General features: G+C 40.6%; 9 protein-coding genes. All 9 read right to left on the bottom strand.

What is annotated here, in order from left to right; genetic code table 11:
* Positions 1 to 13: 13 nt before the first annotated feature.
* Positions 14 to 2,272, bottom strand: a complete 2,259-nt coding sequence (locus I2F54_RS00590; protein WP_195500305.1) for a sialate O-acetylesterase — start codon at positions 2,270 to 2,272, stop codon at positions 14 to 16.
* A gap of 153 nt (positions 2,273 to 2,425) precedes the next feature.
* The gene (locus tag I2F54_RS00585) at positions 2,426 to 5,299 is read right to left on the bottom strand and encodes a glycoside hydrolase family 2 TIM barrel-domain containing protein (protein WP_195500304.1); all 2,874 of its coding nucleotides are present in this window, start codon (positions 5,297 to 5,299) and stop codon (positions 2,426 to 2,428) included.
* Positions 5,300 to 5,321: 22 nt separating this feature from the next.
* Complete coding sequence (locus tag I2F54_RS00580) at positions 5,322 to 9,326, bottom strand: hybrid sensor histidine kinase/response regulator transcription factor (protein WP_195500303.1); 4,005 nt, start codon at positions 9,324 to 9,326, stop codon at positions 5,322 to 5,324.
* Positions 9,327 to 9,600: 274 nt separating this feature from the next.
* Positions 9,601 to 10,875, bottom strand: coding sequence for a histidine-type phosphatase (locus I2F54_RS00575; RefSeq protein WP_195500302.1), 1,275 nt, complete (start codon positions 10,873 to 10,875; stop codon positions 9,601 to 9,603).
* 4 nt (positions 10,876 to 10,879) lie between these two features.
* Complete coding sequence (locus I2F54_RS00570) at positions 10,880 to 12,577, bottom strand: RagB/SusD family nutrient uptake outer membrane protein (protein WP_195500301.1); 1,698 nt, start codon at positions 12,575 to 12,577, stop codon at positions 10,880 to 10,882.
* Positions 12,578 to 12,596: 19 nt separating this feature from the next.
* Positions 12,597 to 15,572: a SusC/RagA family TonB-linked outer membrane protein gene (locus I2F54_RS00565; RefSeq protein ID WP_195500300.1), complete on the bottom strand. Its 2,976-nt coding sequence runs from the start codon at positions 15,570 to 15,572 to the stop codon at positions 12,597 to 12,599.
* Positions 15,573 to 15,780: 208 nt separating this feature from the next.
* A complete protein-coding gene (locus I2F54_RS00560) occupies positions 15,781 to 17,397 on the bottom strand; it encodes a DUF6377 domain-containing protein (RefSeq protein WP_195500299.1) in 1,617 nt (538 codons plus the stop codon).
* 40 nt (positions 17,398 to 17,437) lie between these two features.
* A complete protein-coding gene (gene folK / locus I2F54_RS00555; RefSeq protein WP_009122021.1) occupies positions 17,438 to 17,887 on the bottom strand; it encodes a 2-amino-4-hydroxy-6-hydroxymethyldihydropteridine diphosphokinase in 450 nt (149 codons plus the stop codon).
* Positions 17,888 to 17,917: 30 nt separating this feature from the next.
* Positions 17,918 to 18,976, bottom strand: coding sequence for a tRNA preQ1(34) S-adenosylmethionine ribosyltransferase-isomerase QueA (queA, locus tag I2F54_RS00550; protein ID WP_022218630.1), 1,059 nt, complete (start codon positions 18,974 to 18,976; stop codon positions 17,918 to 17,920).
* Positions 18,977 to 19,043: the final 67 nt, after the last annotated feature.

The following is a 19,043-nucleotide window of genomic DNA, read 5'->3' as shown; positions in this document are numbered from 1 at the left end:
TTTAATGAACTATTTACTTTTGAGAATAACAAGCCTCATAAGCAGCCTCAGCATATCTCCTGCCTAAAATTATTTGGCTGTCTGCGCTAAAGTGAGGATCACTTTCATTAATCAAAGGAACCAGTTCTCTGGATGACACACAATAAGAATATGGAATATGTTGAGGAACTGTACGTAACATTTTATTAAATGCCTCCGAAGTTCCATTTGCCCGCCAATCGGCAATCTCACCTACTATAACAGGAAGGTTCTCATTTCCCACATCTTGCCGTAAATCAGCGACCAACTTCTTTAGTTTCTCCATATACAGTCCCGGTTCCCGACTGTCCGATTCACCCTGGTGCCAAATAATAGCTTTCAACTTACCATATTTCATGGCTTGACGTATGCGCGATAAAGCTTCACCATAATAATCATCCCGTGCCCCTTTCAACCACGAGTTAATAGAACTGCCACCACGTGCATTCACTACCAGCCCTAATTGATGTCCGGTTTTCTCTGTTATTGTCTTTGCAAAAGAATAGGCAGGGCCTACACCCTGCAAATCCAACTGCTTGCGAATAGTAGAATATTTGTTCAAAGGATTCCTTGCTTGTTCCATTGTGCCGGTAGGGGTCAGCAAATACACATCTTTAATACTACTTTTATAATTATCAGTAATATATCCACGACCTGCCATGTTAGACTGTCCTATGAAAAGGAATAAATCCAATTTAGGCATCACCGGTTCAGGGTTGACATATACACCTTCCGTTTCCAGTCGATAACTGTCGGTACGAAAAGGACATGCAGGAAATCCCTCTCTATTAAAGAAATTAGTATTCGCACTATTTACCCACAGGTAACGGACATCGATAGGAGCCTGCACCTGCTCACTGCTTACTCGTACCTGACTATTACTAACGATGACCGCTTCGGCAGGATAGAACTTACCATCCTTACCTGCAACCATAAATCCGGAGAGTGAAGCAGCTCCATCTTTAGCAATAATCCCGGTACCTGTATTTATAAAATCAAGAAGTAAACTGCCATTTCCCGCTTTTGATAATTTCTTAAATTCAGGCCCTTGGTAAATAGTCTTTTTACCATATACTTTCCCTAAGGTTAACTGCGCCAATCGCCAACCTACCGTATCTTTTACAATCGGATGAATATCTTTAGGGTTTCCCTGATCAAAGGCGACCGCCATTCCCGTATTTTTCACACGAAGTGAAGTTAAATATTGTGCCTCACGCAATTCATTCCAATAGCGGGTTTTTGTTTCAAATCGAGGTAGCTGTACAAATAAGAAAGGAATATCTCCCTGTCCCCATGAAGTCCTCCACTCTTTAATCATAGCGGGGAATAATTTGCGGTATTGCGCCCCTCTAGCAGTATTCGATTCTCCCTGATAAAAAATGAATCCTTTCAATGTGTATGGACAAGCTGCACTCAACATTGTTTCGGACAAACCTACCGGACGGCGGAAATTCCATTTTCCCATAGGTTCCGACGGTTTGTTAATGTATCGTTTCTTCTCTGCGCTCAACTTGTTGTATTCTGCCAAAGAACTGTGGTAATTATTATACAATTTCTCATATTCGCCAGGACGATAAGAGTTGGCAATACTATCATAGTATTCCAGCAGCGGACGAAAATCTTTATCAGACATCAATAATTTCCGGCTTGTCCATGCCTCAACCGTCGTCCCACCCACAGGAACTTGAATGATACCGATAGGAATATTCAGCTCTTTATGTATGTTCTTGGCAAAATAATAGGCTATAGCTGCAAAATCTGTCGCTGTTTCCGGCGAGCATGTCTTCCAAGATGTTCCGGGTACTTTTTGTTCCGGGTAAAATTTCCTCGGTACCTTATAATAACGTATCTGAGGATAATCAGCCAAAGAAATTTCTGCCTGCGCATCTTTTACCCTGCGTAGGGCAAATTCCATATTTGACTGACCACCCGCCAGCCATACGTCACCTACGAAAACATCCTTGAAACAAATCTTATGATTACCATTTACAATTTCCAGCTTATATGGTCCTCCGGCCTCTCCGGTCTTTAAATCGACCTTCCATTTGCCTTTTGCAACCACGGTCTTCCGGTTTTGTCCTTCAAAACGGACTTCAATCTGCGAACCGTCCGTTCCTTCACCCCAAACCTTTACATTAGCATTACGCTGCAACACCATATGGTCTGTAAAAATATCAGCAACGGCAAATCTGTCATTTGCCAAAAGAGCAATACTTATCAGTAATAAGTATAAAGAAGATAAAATGCGTTTCATAGTTTTATTCGGATTTTAAATACCTCTGCAAAAGTGTCCGTTTATCCTATGAAAGCATATAACAATCGTTCTTTTGTACAGCAAAGTTGTACAAAGGGCCTATAAACAGAATAAGTTGCACCATTCAAGCAGTACAACTTATTCGATTAAACATTATTTCCGAGTCTGTTTCATACTTAATATGGTTTTCAGCAGAATCGTGCGCCTATCTCCTTTCAAAGATACCTTCATCGCATTCTTTATATGAGAAATATCCGTTTCAATACTTAATTGCTGCTTAGGCAAAATTACATACTCCTTTCCCGCTTCATTGTTTACGGAAAGACTGATACGGATAGGTTCATCCACAGGATTCTCTAATACAGTAATCATTATATTCTTCTTTTCCGGTAAAGTTATGTAAAAATACCCCTCGCCTGTTACAGATGATTTTTCAATAAGCGGGCTTCCTCCTCGCGAAAACGTGAACGGAGCCATCGGTCTTCTCCCATAGGGTACATATTGTACACCCGGTTTTGAATTCCAGCCACCATATGCCCCGGCATATTGATAGCCATACTCATCAATCTTCAACTTATATTTGGCGTCCTTCTCCTGCCCTTTCGGAATAATAGGAACCGTATTTACCATCAAGCCATTACAAAGAGCATTCACAATACCTCGCTCAGACGCATAATCTCCCCAAACAATAGAGTCACTCACTGCCACATATGGTTCATGCTTTTTATCAGTAGCCATATAATGTAATACATTTGAAAGAAGTTTATCTGCCACCGGATCCGTTCCACAATGATTTATCAAATCGAAACCCGACAATAACACAGACCCTTTACCCATAAACATCTCCGACAAAGCAGTTGCCGATAACGCACGACTATAATTAGCAAGAATTGCCACGTTTTTCAAATCAGCTGCATGCAAGTCATATCCTCTATCCACCGGATAAATAGCAGGAAATCCCTTTTGCGACTCATCATAAGAAGTATAATCAGACCAAAGTTTAAAACGTTTCGGTGTCAGCCCTTTAAAGACCGGATGATAAGGACGCTCAAGATTAATATTCATACCGTCTTTATATGCCAAAGAAGGAGACAGGTAGACCGGATTATTATTACTGTCTTCCAAGAATTTAACCGAAATCGGTAGCCATGATTGATTGAATCTAGCCGGATCCTGCTCCAGACAAACAACGCGTCCTCCTTTCTTTATATACTCCCTTAATTGTTCAACCTGATTGTTTATGTTATTGTCCCAAGAATCCTTTCCCAAAACTAAAATGGAATTGCGAGGTAAATCCATAACCGTACGTATCGGCTTCACCATATAACCAAGCTTTTGCAAGCGACTGCGGGTTTGTTCCCCCGCCGAAGAGTCATATACATAAATCGTTTTTCCAATTGCATCCTTATTATTCCAATCCTGTCCTGCAATGAAAATCTCGCTCTCATTATGGGATATCTTCCTGCCATCCACCCAAATTTCACCTTTCAATACATAATCTCCCGAAGTTAAACCCCGGGGAATATCAATTGAAAGAGGACTCTTATATGTCCCATAGTAAGGAACAGACGGCAGTTCGATATCTCCTGACAAAAACTTCTCATTTCCTTTCTCAATCCACCATTGCAAACGAGCGCCATTCAAATCATTGCAATAGTCATCATCATTAACCACATGAGCAACGACCGACAACTTATTTCCTGCATAAATCTGCGACTGCCAGTTTTCCCAACTCAGCAATATCGGTTGATAACTTGTCTGATACTGCCATGCCACAGGTTTCGGTTTCATTTCTGCAAACGACTTTACTCCATCCCAATTATGGAATATTATGGTAAAAGGCATAGTACCTGCAAGATTACCATTCTGGCATCTCAACCGACGAAACAGTTCCGTAGCATTTTTTAGGACAAAGGCTTGATATGACATAGCAGCCTCAGCTTGTTCTTCATTTGGCAGATGGCCGGTCCAACACTTTTGCGAACCGGGCTGCTTAGTCCGGGAACAAAGGTTAAAACGTCCGTCTATCCCCGTATAGTTACCCACACACTCAGTAAATGTAATAGGCTGAACTCTACCCGGATTCTGCCACATACTTTTATCACGCATGTTTAGATAAGTCAGAAAAGTGTTGTAATACCACCCCCAATACCGGTGTACATCATAAATATCACCTGATTTTCCAAGTCCATAGCCAGTATTACCTATATACAACCTGGTATCATCCCATTTCTTGAGTTCACCACACATTTTTGTCAGAAACTCCCGATACCGAGCTCCAACTTCACCTTCAGGCGGCATTTCATTAGCCAATATATAAATGACAACAGAAGGGTGAGGGCTAAACGGGCCTAAATCTATTTCCTTATATGTCTTAAGCGATAAATCAAAGTCTGCCGGCGGTGCAGTCTTGGTTCCATGCTTAGGACGTCCATAGCGACCGGCAAAAATCATCATGCCTTCTTCATCGCATACATCCATCCAGTTTTGGTCATCAGGAATACGAATGATATTTATATTCAAACTTTTCATAAAACGGACATAATCACGAGCAAACTCCTTACTTCTTTCCAAGGGCTCAGGTATCCCTCTTTCCGGCGGATTAATGGCATTACCTCGCAAATAGATAGGTTTCCCGTTCAGATAGAACACCCCATCCCGCATCTCAAATCTCCTGAAACCGATCCGTTTGCGTAAAACCTCAGTATTCGTCTTTATCTCAAGGTTATAAAGAACAGGAGTAACCGGACTCCACAATTCCGGATTCAAACCATCTATTTTCCATACTATTGTCGTATCGACTTTATTCTTAAAAGAAAACTCTTTTGAACGATTACACAATACCTCACCATTACGGGTATTAGAAATGACTGCATCAAGAGACAGGTGTTCGTTTGCCTCAGCGGACAAACTTATTTCAACTCTGACATCCTTATCAGTAGTAATCGGAGTAAGTTTATGAACATTTGCCGCCGACACGGCCAATGGACACAAAAAATACAGCGTGCATAGTAATTTTGTCTTCATAGTGTATATATAATAAGTAAGTTTATTCTTCACCTTTTTGATATTGGGCAGGAGTCACTCCAAACAATTCTCTAAAGCGCTTGATGAAATAGCTTGGGGAATTAAAGCCTACTTCATACGCTATTTCTGAAACAGTCTTCGTATCCATTTGCTTGAGGAGCATTTGCGCCTTCTTCAACCTGATATTCAGAATAAAGTCATTCGGTGTCTGTCCCGTAATACCTTTAACTTTCAGGAAGAGTTTGGTGCGTCCCGTATTCATAGCTTGGGCAAACATATTCACATCAAAATCCGGATTATCCAGATTCTGTTCAACACAGGCTACACATTGTTCCATGAACTGATAGTCCGCGCTATTGGTTGCCAGTATATCTACATTATTATCCATTTGTTTCGCATATTTCTGCTGTAACAATTTTCTACTGTTCACCAGGTTGTTACAACGCATAAACAAATGTTTCACATTAAAAGGTTTGGTTACATAGTCATCCGCTCCCATTTTTAACCCTTGCATGGTATATTCTTCAGCTGTTTGTGCCGTAAGCAATATCACAGGAATATGAGAAGTCTCGAAATTACTCTTTATCTTCCTGCACATCTCTATACCGGACATTTTGGGCATCATAATATCACTCAGTACAATATCAGGTTGTACTTCTTTTGTCTTTTCAAATCCTTCCTCACCATCCTGAGCTTCATAAACAGTATATATTTTAGAGAACAAACGCGCCAATAAACCTCTAAGTTCTTCGTTATCTTCTACAATAAGAATCTTGCTTCTTGTCTCGTCCGACTGATTATCCATATTTTCATCATCCACCACATCCGCCGGTACCTGCGAACCATATACTGTCAGTTCAGAGATACACGATGAATCAATATCAGGAGTAGCTATTTTCTGTGCATCGGTAATATGGCTGTCTCCTAAAGGTAGTTCAACAACGAAAGTCGTTCCTTTCCCTTCCATACTCCGGACACTGATTTTCCCTTTATGGGCTTCGATTATACTCTTTGCAAGCGCCAGACCTATGCCTGTACCTTTCTGGTTATTCATACTGTCCACTTGATAGAAACGGTCGAATATCTTATCCAGGCTCTCTTCAGCAATACCCACTCCCGTATCCGACACAGTAACCACAACACTGTTCTCATATTCCTGTACCGACAGTGAAATCGTACCGCCCAAAGGAGTATATTTAAAAGCATTGGACAACAAATTATAAATCACCTTTTCCAATTGTACCACATCGAACCAGACTTCAAGATTCTTATCCTTGTTAAGAAACTCAAGATTAATCTGCTTACCCCGCGCATACTCTTTAAAAGACAGATAAATTTCATCCAGAAAAGCGTAAATATCCTGCTTACTGTATTTAAACTTTTCAAAGCCTTGTTCCTGTTTTCTAAAATCCAATAGTTCGGTTATCAAACGTTTCATACGCAATGTATTCCTATGGATATTCACCAGCTTACTATACACCAAAGGTTGAATATCGCTTCGTTCCATCAGCATTTCCAATTGGCTCACAATCAACGTAAGCGGAGTACGGAACTCATGTGATATATTGGTAAAAAAGCGAAGTTTGGATTGGTTCAGTTCCTCAATCTGTTTCTTTTCTTTCTTCTCATACTCCAGCGAAGCCCTCAGTTTCAATTTTGATGAATAGAAACTCACCACCAAATAGACCGATATGATAATAATAGCAACATAAATACAATATGCCCAAGTAGATTTATAAAAAGGTGGTTTTACTATAATATCTATTTCTTTACAAATACTCTCCTTACCGGAATATTCTTCCGAACTTTTAATCTTCAATTTATATTCACCCGGATTAAGGTTTGTATAAGTAATGGCTTTACGGTAACCTGCACTCATCCAATCTTTATCAAACCCTTCCAACTTGTAATAGATTCTATTTTTCAATACTGATACATAATTGGATAATGAGAAGTTAACGGTTATAATGGAGTGATTATGATTTAAAGTGATCTGTGGCTGATACAGAATCGATTCCGTAAGAATTCCGGAACCGTCATTGGGCAAAATCTGCTGATTATTTACTTCCAATGAAGTAAAATTCAACTGATAAGGCTTCACATAGGAATTCAACTCTTTCTCGAAGAAAGAAATCATCATTTTAGGACCGGAAAGATATATCTCATTATCACTGGCCACAAACAAGCCATATGGATTCAATGCCGTCATAGGAAAACCATTCTGCTTATTATAGTTGTAAAAACGCTGATTCTCCATATCAAAACGTGAGAATCCTTGATTACTGGCTATCAGGAGATAGCCGGAAAGCGACTCTTTTATATCGAGTATATAATCATTGATTAAATCCGAATTATGCGAGTTAAACGATTTGAATGTATTGGAGTCTTGTTCGTACAGGAATATGCCATCCCCTGAAGAGCCTGCCCAGATATTACCTTTCTTATCTTCAAAAAGTACATTAATCAAGTTCGGCCCAATGGCCTGTTTCGAAGTATTGGGAACAAAATACTCATTACGTTTCTGAGTCTCCAGATTATACTTTATCAATCCCAATGAGTAAGAAAACCACAGATTATTCTTCTTATCAACAAGCATATCTATAATTTGTCTGTTATTAAGCCGACTGTCATTCAATAGCTTCACACACTCTCCTGTTTCAGGATTGAAAAGACCAATCCCATTATGAGTAGCCAATAACAGGTTCCCTTTATAAGGAATAATTTTACGAACTATATCATTAATCAATGAATTCTTTTTCTCAGCATTATACCGGTAATTGGTAAACCGATATGTTTTCAGGTCCAAACGGTCTAATCCGCCCCGTAATGTTCCTATCCACAAAGCTTGGTTATCCTCATCTAGAAACAAACTCTGAATCGTATTAGACGCAAGAGAGTTCTTACTTACATCATGCTTATATTCAGTAAAGGTTCTTGTTTTTCTGTCGAGATAATTCACTCCGCCACCTTCGGTCGCAATCCATATTCCTCCCTTAGAATCCTCTATCATCCTTCCGGCAAAAGGAGAGGTCAGTTTTCCCTTTTGCGCTTCATCAGGATAATAATATGTATATATCTCATAGTCGGGATTAAACAGATTTACCCCGCCATAATACGTACCGATCCAGAAAGTACCCTGCCTGTCTTTCATCATACAGATAATAGAAGAATTACTTAGACTATACGGTTTATTATCTTTACTGTAATGAGTGAAAGTACCGGTAGCAGCATTCAGCTTATCCAAACCTTTAATGGTTCCAATCCAATAATTACCCAAATTATCTTCCACAATACAACGGACATAACTGCTGGATAGCATATTCTGGTGAGGAGCAGTCCCATAATTGGTTATTCCACCATTCCTGTCTAATCGGAAAAGACCGTCATCTTTAGTTCCTACCCAAATACTTTTTTTAGAATCTTCATAGATGCATGTTATATCTTTCTTAGGAAGATAGTTCAGCCATTTCTTATTACCGTCTATCATGTACAAACCATTGTTCATGGTTCCCACATATAAATTACCATCACTGTCCTCACTTACACAAGACATACGCGTACCTTCCAGATTATAATAATAATCAAGTTTATCTTCTACGCGATTATAAGTAAACAAGGAATCTCTCGTACAAACCCACAATTGCGTATTACCGTAACTGATAGCCTGAATATCATTATCACGAATTGTATGAAAAGTATTTTTCTTTATATCATACTCAACAACCGCATATTTGCAGCGGATATAAATGTGCCCTTGCTTGTCACCGCAGATTGTACCTATATTATTATTGTACAAACTATTCTTATCATCCTTTACCGGACGGAAAACATAAAAATCGGTACCGTTATAGCGGTTCAATCCATCCTTAGTCCCTATCCAGATAATTCCGAATTCATCTTGATAGATAGATGTTACTGTCGGTTGCGAGATACCGTCTTCTACTCCGATTGCCTGAAAATGTATATTCTGTGCAAACGAAAAAGAAGAGAAGAAACAGAAGAGAAAAGTAAGATATTTTTTATACATATAACAGACTTCCTTTAATACGAAAAACAAACTTATGAATTATTCCCGAGGTATATCCAATAAAACAGCCGGTTTAACTAAGACAACCTCCTTTCCATCTTGCGCCAACTTATAGCAAAAATAGCGAGAAGAGACTATCACAAATATAAAAATAGAACGATTATATACTAATATCGTACGAAGGAAGCGGACATATAATATAAAAAAGTGCGCCGATATCCCATCGTCGCACTTCTCACAATAGTTTCTATATTGTTAACTTCAAAAAATATTCTTATTGCAACATTCCCCGATAGTAGTTCTCAACGTCCCTCCATTTATAATAAGGGAACATATCGGTTTGTACCGGAATATGCACTTCATTTTCATTATGCATAATCTTTACCAGAATATCATCGGATTTCTCATTCCGGAAAAAGATAATCTGCACATTGGCAGCCATAGGAACCACCTTGAAATCACTCCATACCTTATAAACTTCATACGGATCGTTGACTGCAACATTACAATTCTCTATTTGCATCAGTGCCACCAAAGGAATCACATTACCATCGTGTCCAAAACGGAGAGTGGCAGCGATACCACCTTTTCGGATTGCTTCATCAGCACTATCCAAAATATTTCTTAACAATGATTTGGCATTGGCTACTACAACACCCTTTCCATCGGCATGATTGGCATTCCCTACATAAAAACGATAATTGACACATTGCCACAAATCAAACAATTCCTGCGCCTCAAATAAATCATAGAAAGAAACTTTTGTTTCGGCATTCTGCATATCACTGGCCACCCAGTACATTCCCCACATCAGTTCTTTGGGATTTATCTTCTTTACAATAAAATGCTTATCTTTAAATAAAGCTGCGACCAGACGTTCCGGATTGGTATGAGCTTCTTCAAATTTCCTATATTCTTCAGCCCAAGGACCGTCATGAGAAGAAGTGAAACGGTTAGATTCATCTGTATGATAATTCAAATAATCCATATACTTCTCGCTCGCCTCATAAGAAATCCGCAAGCCGGGATTTAATTCTTTCAAACGGTCACCAAAAGCCACCATACTCATAGCACAGCGCAACACAACGGTAGAACGGGCAGATATAAAGGGATTTCCTTTAAACACCTCTGGAAATGAGGTATACATTCTTTCAGCAATGCCCCGGTGTTGCCTTACTCCCAATGGGGTTAAATCCCCACCATGCCCTTTCGCTTCCTCCCAAACTGTGAGCAAACGCTGATACGTATCTTCTCCCAAACCGGTAAGCGCTTGCGCACGATGCGCCTCCTCAAAAAGGTCTACCAACCATTTATAATCACGGTCGGCAATCAGATAACGAGAACCATGCCGTCCGTAATGACTGATATAAAAAGGTTTATATCCCTTAGGCGCTTTGGTCTGCGGAGCAAAATCCAAGGGATACGCCCAATATACTCCTCCCGTTTTCTCAGGAGTAGCAAACATCTCTTCTTTAGATGTCTGCGCCCCAAGCGGGGCACAGCACATTACTATCAAACTACATAATAGAATTTGTTTCAGCTTCATCATATCTTTACTTTATTACTTTATAACCATCGTTTTGTACTAAAGTAGGATTATTTGTCAATTCGCTCTCCGGAATAGGGAACAGATTATATTTATCATCCACATCCTCTCCCAAACGTACGCCATTTTTCCAATCCCAATTATTACCTTTCGTATATTTACCGAACCGGATCAGGTCGGTACGTCTTATCAATTCGGAAGCCAATTCCTTCTGACGCTCAAGCAGCAGAAAATCCAAATCAAGCTCATTGGCACCAATCTCGCCGGACACATCGGAACGTACACCGCTTTTCGCATATTTTCCAGACATATAAGCTCTTGTCCTGACTTCATTTACATATCCCAGCGCCTCGCTTTGTGTGCCACTTGCTCCGCGCAAAATAGCCTCAGCAGCCATCAAATATGCATCAGCAGTACGGAACAACGGGAAATCAATAGAAGTATAAGCATCCCCCGAAGCGCTAAGTTCATCTTCTTTCGTTACGTTTCTCCACTTAATGTAACCATAACCGCATGTAAACGTACTCGTCATATCCATATTTACATCCCATGTATCTTTTACCTGATTAGGAAGAGCGGTCATAAACTGTGCTCTTTTATCTTTCTTGTTATTTCCCCAGGTATCATTGCCATCGAACATAACATCATCCGCATCGAACGCATCCACCAATGACACTTTAGCGCGAACATTGCCCCAACCTCTGGAACCAACACCTGTTTTATAGAGTTCATCCATAGGACCATTCACAAAAGCCCTCACATAGAAGTTCGTTCCGGCAGAACTCTGTGCGCGCAGACCATCCTGTACCAACGGCCAAATAATCTCCTTACAGGTATTATTATCGGCCAAAAAGATTTCGCGATAGTCAGAAGCCAACGGATAATGCCCATCGGCAATGACTTTCGTAGCATAAGTATATGCTTCCTGGTATTTATTCTCATTAATCCATGTCTGTGCATTCAAATACATGCGGGCCAGTAAAAACCAGCCGGCTACCCTATCGACACGTCCGTACTCATTGGTTCCCGGAGCCTTCAACTCATTCTCGATAGCCAATAACTCACTTTCCGCAAACTCAAAAATCTGCTTACGCGTATATTGTACCGGAATTTCTTTCACACCCGTATTTTCATCTACATAAGGAACCGCGCCAAATAAATCACAAAGCATCGAATAGCAATAAGCACGTATGAAACGAGCCTCTGCACGATAACTCATATAGTCGTCTTTCATCTCTTCCCAAAGTCCTCTGCCTTGCAATTTGCCTTCTGTGCATTCCCGCAAAAGTTCATTACAATAAGCGATACTCATATAAAGTCTCTGGTAGGTCCATGTAATGACTGAAGCATTGGAAGCATCCCACTGCAAGTTCAAGCATTTACGCAATCCGTTGGAAGAGGAAGGCATCAGGAAATTATCCGTGCTCAACTCCTGCAAATAGAACAGCAGGCGTACATAACCGGAATATCCCTCATTAGCGCCTTCAAGGTCGCCATCTCCTCCATCACCACCTTGTTGCCCCGTCAAAATCAGTGAGGCATAACACTTTGCCAAGACACCGGTATAACCGTCTTTTGTCTGATATACCTTTTCACTTACCAGTTGGTTATCATCCAAAGGCATCGTGTCCAAGTCACCCAGACAAGAGACCAGACTTATGCCCGCGAAAAACAAAATAAACGAATAAGCAATTATATTTTTCATATTGTATAGTTTTAAGCCGTTAGAAATTTAAATTAGCACTTAATGAAAATACGCGCGGACGGGGATATACCTCTTTATCGATACCGCTGTAAATCTCCGGATCAATACCGGAATAGCTTGTAAAGGTAGCAACATTCTGCACACCGAACGTCAGGCGCAAAGAGCTGGAACTATTCCATAACTTCTGGAACGTATATCCCAAAGAAATATTGTCGATGCGGAAGAAATTGCCTTTCTCCAAGAAATAATCCGAATAAAGTTGTTGGTTCTGGAAACCGGAGTCTTTAGTTCTGCGTAATATATTGGAGAAATTTCCTTGATCGCTGTACACCGATTGCACATACTGGTCGGCAGCCACATAATTATATACATAGTTACCGAATGCCCCGTGTCCGCTAATGGCAAAATCCCAGTTTTTATAAGTAAGCTGGGTATTGAATCCCAGATAGGATGTCGGCAATGCGCTTTTGCTCGTGGCATATTTTGTTTCTGTCGCAGAGATAGAGCCATCCGGTTGCACATATTGCCCTTCGATAGGTTTACCTCCATCATCATAAGCCTGTTTTGCCAGATAGAAAGTATAGGGACGTTGACCTACCATAAATACCTGAACCGTCTTACCCGTACCAGAAATAGCTCCTGTCTGCACAAAATTGGCATCCGAATCAATAACATTCAGCTTGGTTATTTCAGAATCATTCCATGTATAATTCATGCCCACTGTCCATTTCCAGTTTTTTGTATGCACAGGCACCGCATTGATGGCAAATTCCACACCTTTATTATCCATCTCACCGATATTGGTTGTAATGACGGAGGAATAGTTGGTTCCTGAAATTACATTGATAGTATTCAGCAAATCTTTTGTGTGGCGTTGATAGTAATCAATAGAACCGTAAATACGATTGTTAAGAAAACCGTAATCCAAACCGATATTATAAGTTTCGGTAGTTTCCCATTTAATATCAGAATCATAACCGTTCGGGCGATAAGTATAGTACCATTTGTCACCGAATTGATAACAAGATTCCGGATAAGATACCGTAAAGGTAGTCATATACGGATAGTCATTCAGAATATCCTGCTGTCCGGTTTGACCATAGCTCAAACGCAACTTCAAGTCTGACAACACTTCCGAATCGCGTAAAAATGCCTCTTGACTGATCTTCCATCCCAATGCAACGGAAGGGAATAAGCCCCAACGGTTATCCTTGGCAAAACGTGAAGAAGCATCTGAACGCAGAGTGGCTGTAATCATATAACGATTATCATACGAGTAATTTAAACGTCCATAGAATGAAAGTAGATAATATTCAGACTCATAATGATTTGGTGAGAACAGTTCTTTGCCTTCCGGAGAGAGAGTGGTCGCATCGAATTTTTTCCAGAAATGTTGCCAACCGTATCCCGCCATTGCGCTGAAATTATGCTTTTCATTGAACACATGAGAGTAGTTGGCATATAAATCCAACAAATAGTTACGCTTATTCTGTTTAGAATCATACATAAGTCCCGTACCGTCTTTCATGTTAGATGTATACATCATGCCGGCCATATCGGGCACATTCTTAGTATATTTACTTCTCAATACATCATAACCCAAATTGGCGTTCAACTGTAAATCTTCCAAACGGTGCACTTTATAATTGATGGCAGCATTACCGATGGAACGGGTTACTTTATTATGCAAATTCTGCAATTCGAGTTGCGCCACAGGGTTATCGGTTTGAATAGCCATAGGAGAATTTCCATTCATCCAAATAAAATAACCCAATCCCGGCTCATCGGCTCCCGTTGCACTTCCGGTCATGACAGGACGGGTAGGATCGTATCGGAGCGCATTATTAACGACGCTTTCATCCACCTTCTGATTATCCTCATACGAAACTTTAACGTTCAGGTCAACGGTAAGATGATTGTCAAAAAACTTAGGAGATATACCTCCATTAAAGGTAAAGCGTTCATAGTTATTTGTCTTTACCACACCATTCTGATTATTATAACCTACCGACAAACGGTAAGGTGCATTTTTCTTTACCTTACCGGAAACGGAAAAGTTATGTTCTTGTCCGAATGCCGTACGGTAAATCTCATCCTGCCAATCAGTAGAAACCGTACCCAAAGTCACGGAGCCCGGAACACCCGATACCGTAGGAACGAACTCACGGAACTCATCAGCGGAAAGTACATCCAATTTTTCCGTAATGGTGCTTACAGAAAGGTTAGTAGAATAGTTGAAACGCAGGTTGGAATCGGAACCTTTCTTAGTAGTAATTACAATCACGCCATTAGATGCGCGGGAACCGTAGATAGCAGTGGCTGAAGCATCTTTTAATACGGTAAATGTTTCAATATCGTTCGGGTTGATACCTCCGATTACATTTCCGCCACCTTCAATAGTGGAGTTGTCCACCGGTACACCGTCAACAACAATTAGCGGATCATTGGATGCAGATAGTGATGCGCCGCTTCTGATACGGATAGTGGCGCCCGCTCCCGGAGCGCCGGAGCTTGAAACGACATTTACACCCGGTACTTTACCCACCAAAGCATCTTGAGCGGTAGTACGTAAGCCTTTATTAAAATCATCCGGTTTGATAGCGGTTACCGAACCTGTCGCATCAGATTTCTTCACACTTCCATAACCTATAACGACTACGTCTTCGAGCATCTCACTATCTTCCTCCATCAAGATTTTCATCATTGGAGAAACGACCTTTTCCACATCTTTATAGCCGATATATTTAATAAGTAAAACAGCCTTGGGGCTGCTGACGGTGATTGTAAAATTACCGTCCACATCACTGATAGTTCCATTTGTCGTCCCTTTTTCCAAGATATTTGCTCCGATAACGGGTAAATTTTCCCTATCAGAGATATTACCTTTAATAACTGTTTTTTGTGCAGAAACCCCTACACTGAAAACCAAAGCGAGCATCATAAACAGATACCGCCACTTTCTTCCAAAAGCTTCTGGATTTTTCTTGCCTTTCATAATGTTTTAAATTAAAGTGTAACAAAGTATACCACATTCGGTATAAAAATTAGATTGTAGGCGAAAGTAGATATTATACTTTCGCTTGACAAAGGTTATGAATGAAAAAGTAAGTAAAAGGAAAGATAATAAAAATATAGCACCCTTATTATCAATAAATTAACAAAAAAGTCATACACAATAAAAGTAAATTCAAAGGAGACGCTTTTTACAGTTTTTGTACCTGAACAACCAAATCTTTTCCGGGAATAATCGCTTTATTCCTCATTTTTAAACGATAGTTATATACTGTCTGAAGCGAATAATGAAGAAAATTGGCGATTTTAGAATTATCATCAATACCCAAACGGATAAGGGCATAGATACGCAGTTCGGGCGTTAACAATTCACCTTCTTTTAGCTGTATGCGTTCGTCCTCTTTCAGTAAAGTATTGAAAGATTCCACAAAATCCGGAAAGATAGACAGGAATATAGTATCAAACTTACTGATGAACAGTTTAAAGTCTTCCGTAGTAGAGGATTGATTATGAAGCATCTTGGAAATATCCGCCATAGAACCGGTATTGACAATTTTCAATAAGCTCTTGCGCTCGGTTTCCTGTTTATAAATATACTCAGAGCAGATATTAAACAACAAGCCAATATATTCTTCCTTAATATGGTTGGATTCTTTAATTTCCTCGTTCATCCGGGTAAGATTCTCCGTCATTTCCTGCAGACGCTGATTCTGTTCCGCCAACGATTGCTTTACCCTCAGCAGTTTACGGTTCTTTTGGCGAAGAACAAAGAAAGCGATAATCAGTGTAATAACGAGAATGGACAAAACTAAAAGAAAAAACAACACCCTGTCCCTGTCAGCTTTTACACGACTATCATTGGCGGCTTTAATAATAGGGAGATATTCAGCTATATCCACGATACGATAACGGGCTTTCCCAAAATTCACATCTTCCAGTGAACAAGAAATATAATTATAAGCTCTTTCGATATCTCCTTCCTGAAAAAGCAAAATTGCCAATTGCTGTAACGACATATACACTTTTTTGGCATTCGTTATATCGGTAATGGAAGCCCGGATAAGATAATGCTTTGCCAACTGTACATCACGTTTGCCCAAATATAATTCCGCCAACAGATATTCCACTCTCGCCTTGTCGGGATCATCATCCGTACAACGTTCATAATATCCGGTCAATATCCGGATAGCCTCATCCCATTTTCCCTGCAGGCTCAGACTGCCGCATTTATTCGTCACATAGCTGGCGGTATTAGGATCGCTGATAGCCACTAACGTATCCTTATAAGCCCTTATCTGCCGCATGAACAACTGTTTCTTGGACACTTCCATTTCATCACTGTAACAGGACAAATAGGTAGTATGATACAAATAATAAAAATAGGTATCCTTTCGCACAGCCTCAGTTCTCTTTACTTTATCCAGAATACCTAATGCATTTTCATGCTTTCCTATTTTATTCAAAGCATCAGCCAGATTCATCAACCCTTGATTAACGTATTCTTCACCCAATCCGTCTGCAAGTTCCAGCCTTTCTTCCGCTATAATCAACGCCGTATCAACCCTAAAGGAACGGTATTTGACAAACAAATCACCCAAAATATCAAACCTCGCTCTATCATCTCCTACATAATCCAACGTCCTGCGAAGCTCCGCAATATCCTTTTCCACCTTTTTCTGATATGTCTCACGCTGCTGAATCATCTTATCCAGCTTCAAAAGCAAAATATCATCATCCGTTTTATCCCCGGCCGTCAAGCCCGAATAAAAACACAGAAGAAACACTATGAAAGCCGAATATCTGAACATGAGCAAACTGATTTATGCGCGGAAACAAAGATACAATTTTTTACAGCAATTCCCGCATTTTTTTCTTTAATACCGGATGAACTAAATCCGGTGCAATCTCCACCAACGGTTCCATCACGAAACGGCGTTCGTGCATCAAGGGGTGAGGCAGTTTCAGTTCGGGGGTATCCATCACCCGGTCATCATACAAAAGCAAGTCTATATCTATCAGCCGGTCGCTATATACCCCGCCGACAGATTTATGAGTACGTCCTATCTCACGTTCCATCTCCTGAGTAAGATACAGAACAGACAACGGCGGAAGAAGCGTCTCCACACAAACAGCGGCATTCAAAAATGTATTCTCAGAGGAAAAGCCCCACGGAGCGGTAGCATAAAAAGCGGACAGGGAAATCACTTTCCCTATCCGCTCTTCTATTTTCTGAACGGCGAGACGGAGATTATGCTCCTTATCGCCAAGATTAGTCCCTAAACTAAAGTAAACGTACATCAATAAAAACAGGGATTACCAACCTTTATTTTATTTATCCGTAATCAGCATTGCATCTCCATAAGTACCGAAACGGTAATCCTCTTTCAACGCTACATTATAGGCTTCCATTACCTGCTCATAACCGCCAAAAGCGGCAACAATCATCAACAGGGTGGAAAGCGGCATATGGAAGTTGGACACCATCGCGTTGGCAACCGTAAAGTCGTACGGCGGGAAGATGAACTTATTCGTCCAGCCTTCGTATTCTTTCAAATGGCCGTCTGTGCTGACAGTGCTCTCTATCGCACGCATCACCGTAGTACCTACGGCGCATACCTGCCTGTTCAAATCCTTGGCGCGATTCACAACCTTTACGGCATCTTCCGTAACAATCATTTGCTCGGAATCCGTTTTATGCTTGGTAAGGTCTTCCACATCGATATCGCGGAAGTTACCCAAACCTGCATGCAGCGTAATATAAGCAAAGTCTATTCCCTTAATCTCCATGCGCTTCATCAACTCGCGGCTGAAATGAAGACTGGCCGTCGGAGCCGTTACGGCACCTTCGTTACGGGCAAAAATAGACTGGAAGCGTTCCGAATCCTCCGGTTCCACCGGACGGTTGATGATACTGTGCGGCAGCGGCGTTTCACCCAATGCATACAGGGCTTTCTTGAACTCGTCATGCGGCCCGTCATAAAGGAAACGAAGGGTACGTCCGCGCGAGGTAGTATTGTCAATCACCTCGGCCACCATAGAATCGTCTTCGCCGAAATAGAGTTTGTTACCGATACGGATTTTACGGGCAGGATCCACCAACACATCCCATAAACGCAACTCCTCATTCAACTCACGCAACAGAAATACCTCGATACGCGCACCGGTTTTTTCCTTGTTGCCGTACAAACGGGCGGGAAACACCTTCGTATCATTAAAGATAAATACATCCTTATCATCGAAATATTCCAAAATATCCTTGAACATACGGTGTTCGATTTCGCCCGTCTTTCTGTGTAATACCATTAAGCGCGACTCATCTCTATACCTTGTAGGATGTAAGGCGATCTTCTCTTCAGGAAGTTTAAATTTAAATTGCGACAGTTTCATATTGCAGTTGATTATCAGACATTTATTATATTTATTCTCTATTCTCGCTCTTTACGCACAATAGTTT

It is taken from the genome of Bacteroides clarus (assembly GCF_015555825.1).
GTDB classification, from domain to species: Bacteria; Bacteroidota; Bacteroidia; order Bacteroidales; family Bacteroidaceae; genus Bacteroides; species Bacteroides clarus.
The sequence above is the reverse complement of the archived record's forward strand: the minus strand, read 5'-3'. Positions and strand labels throughout refer to the sequence as shown.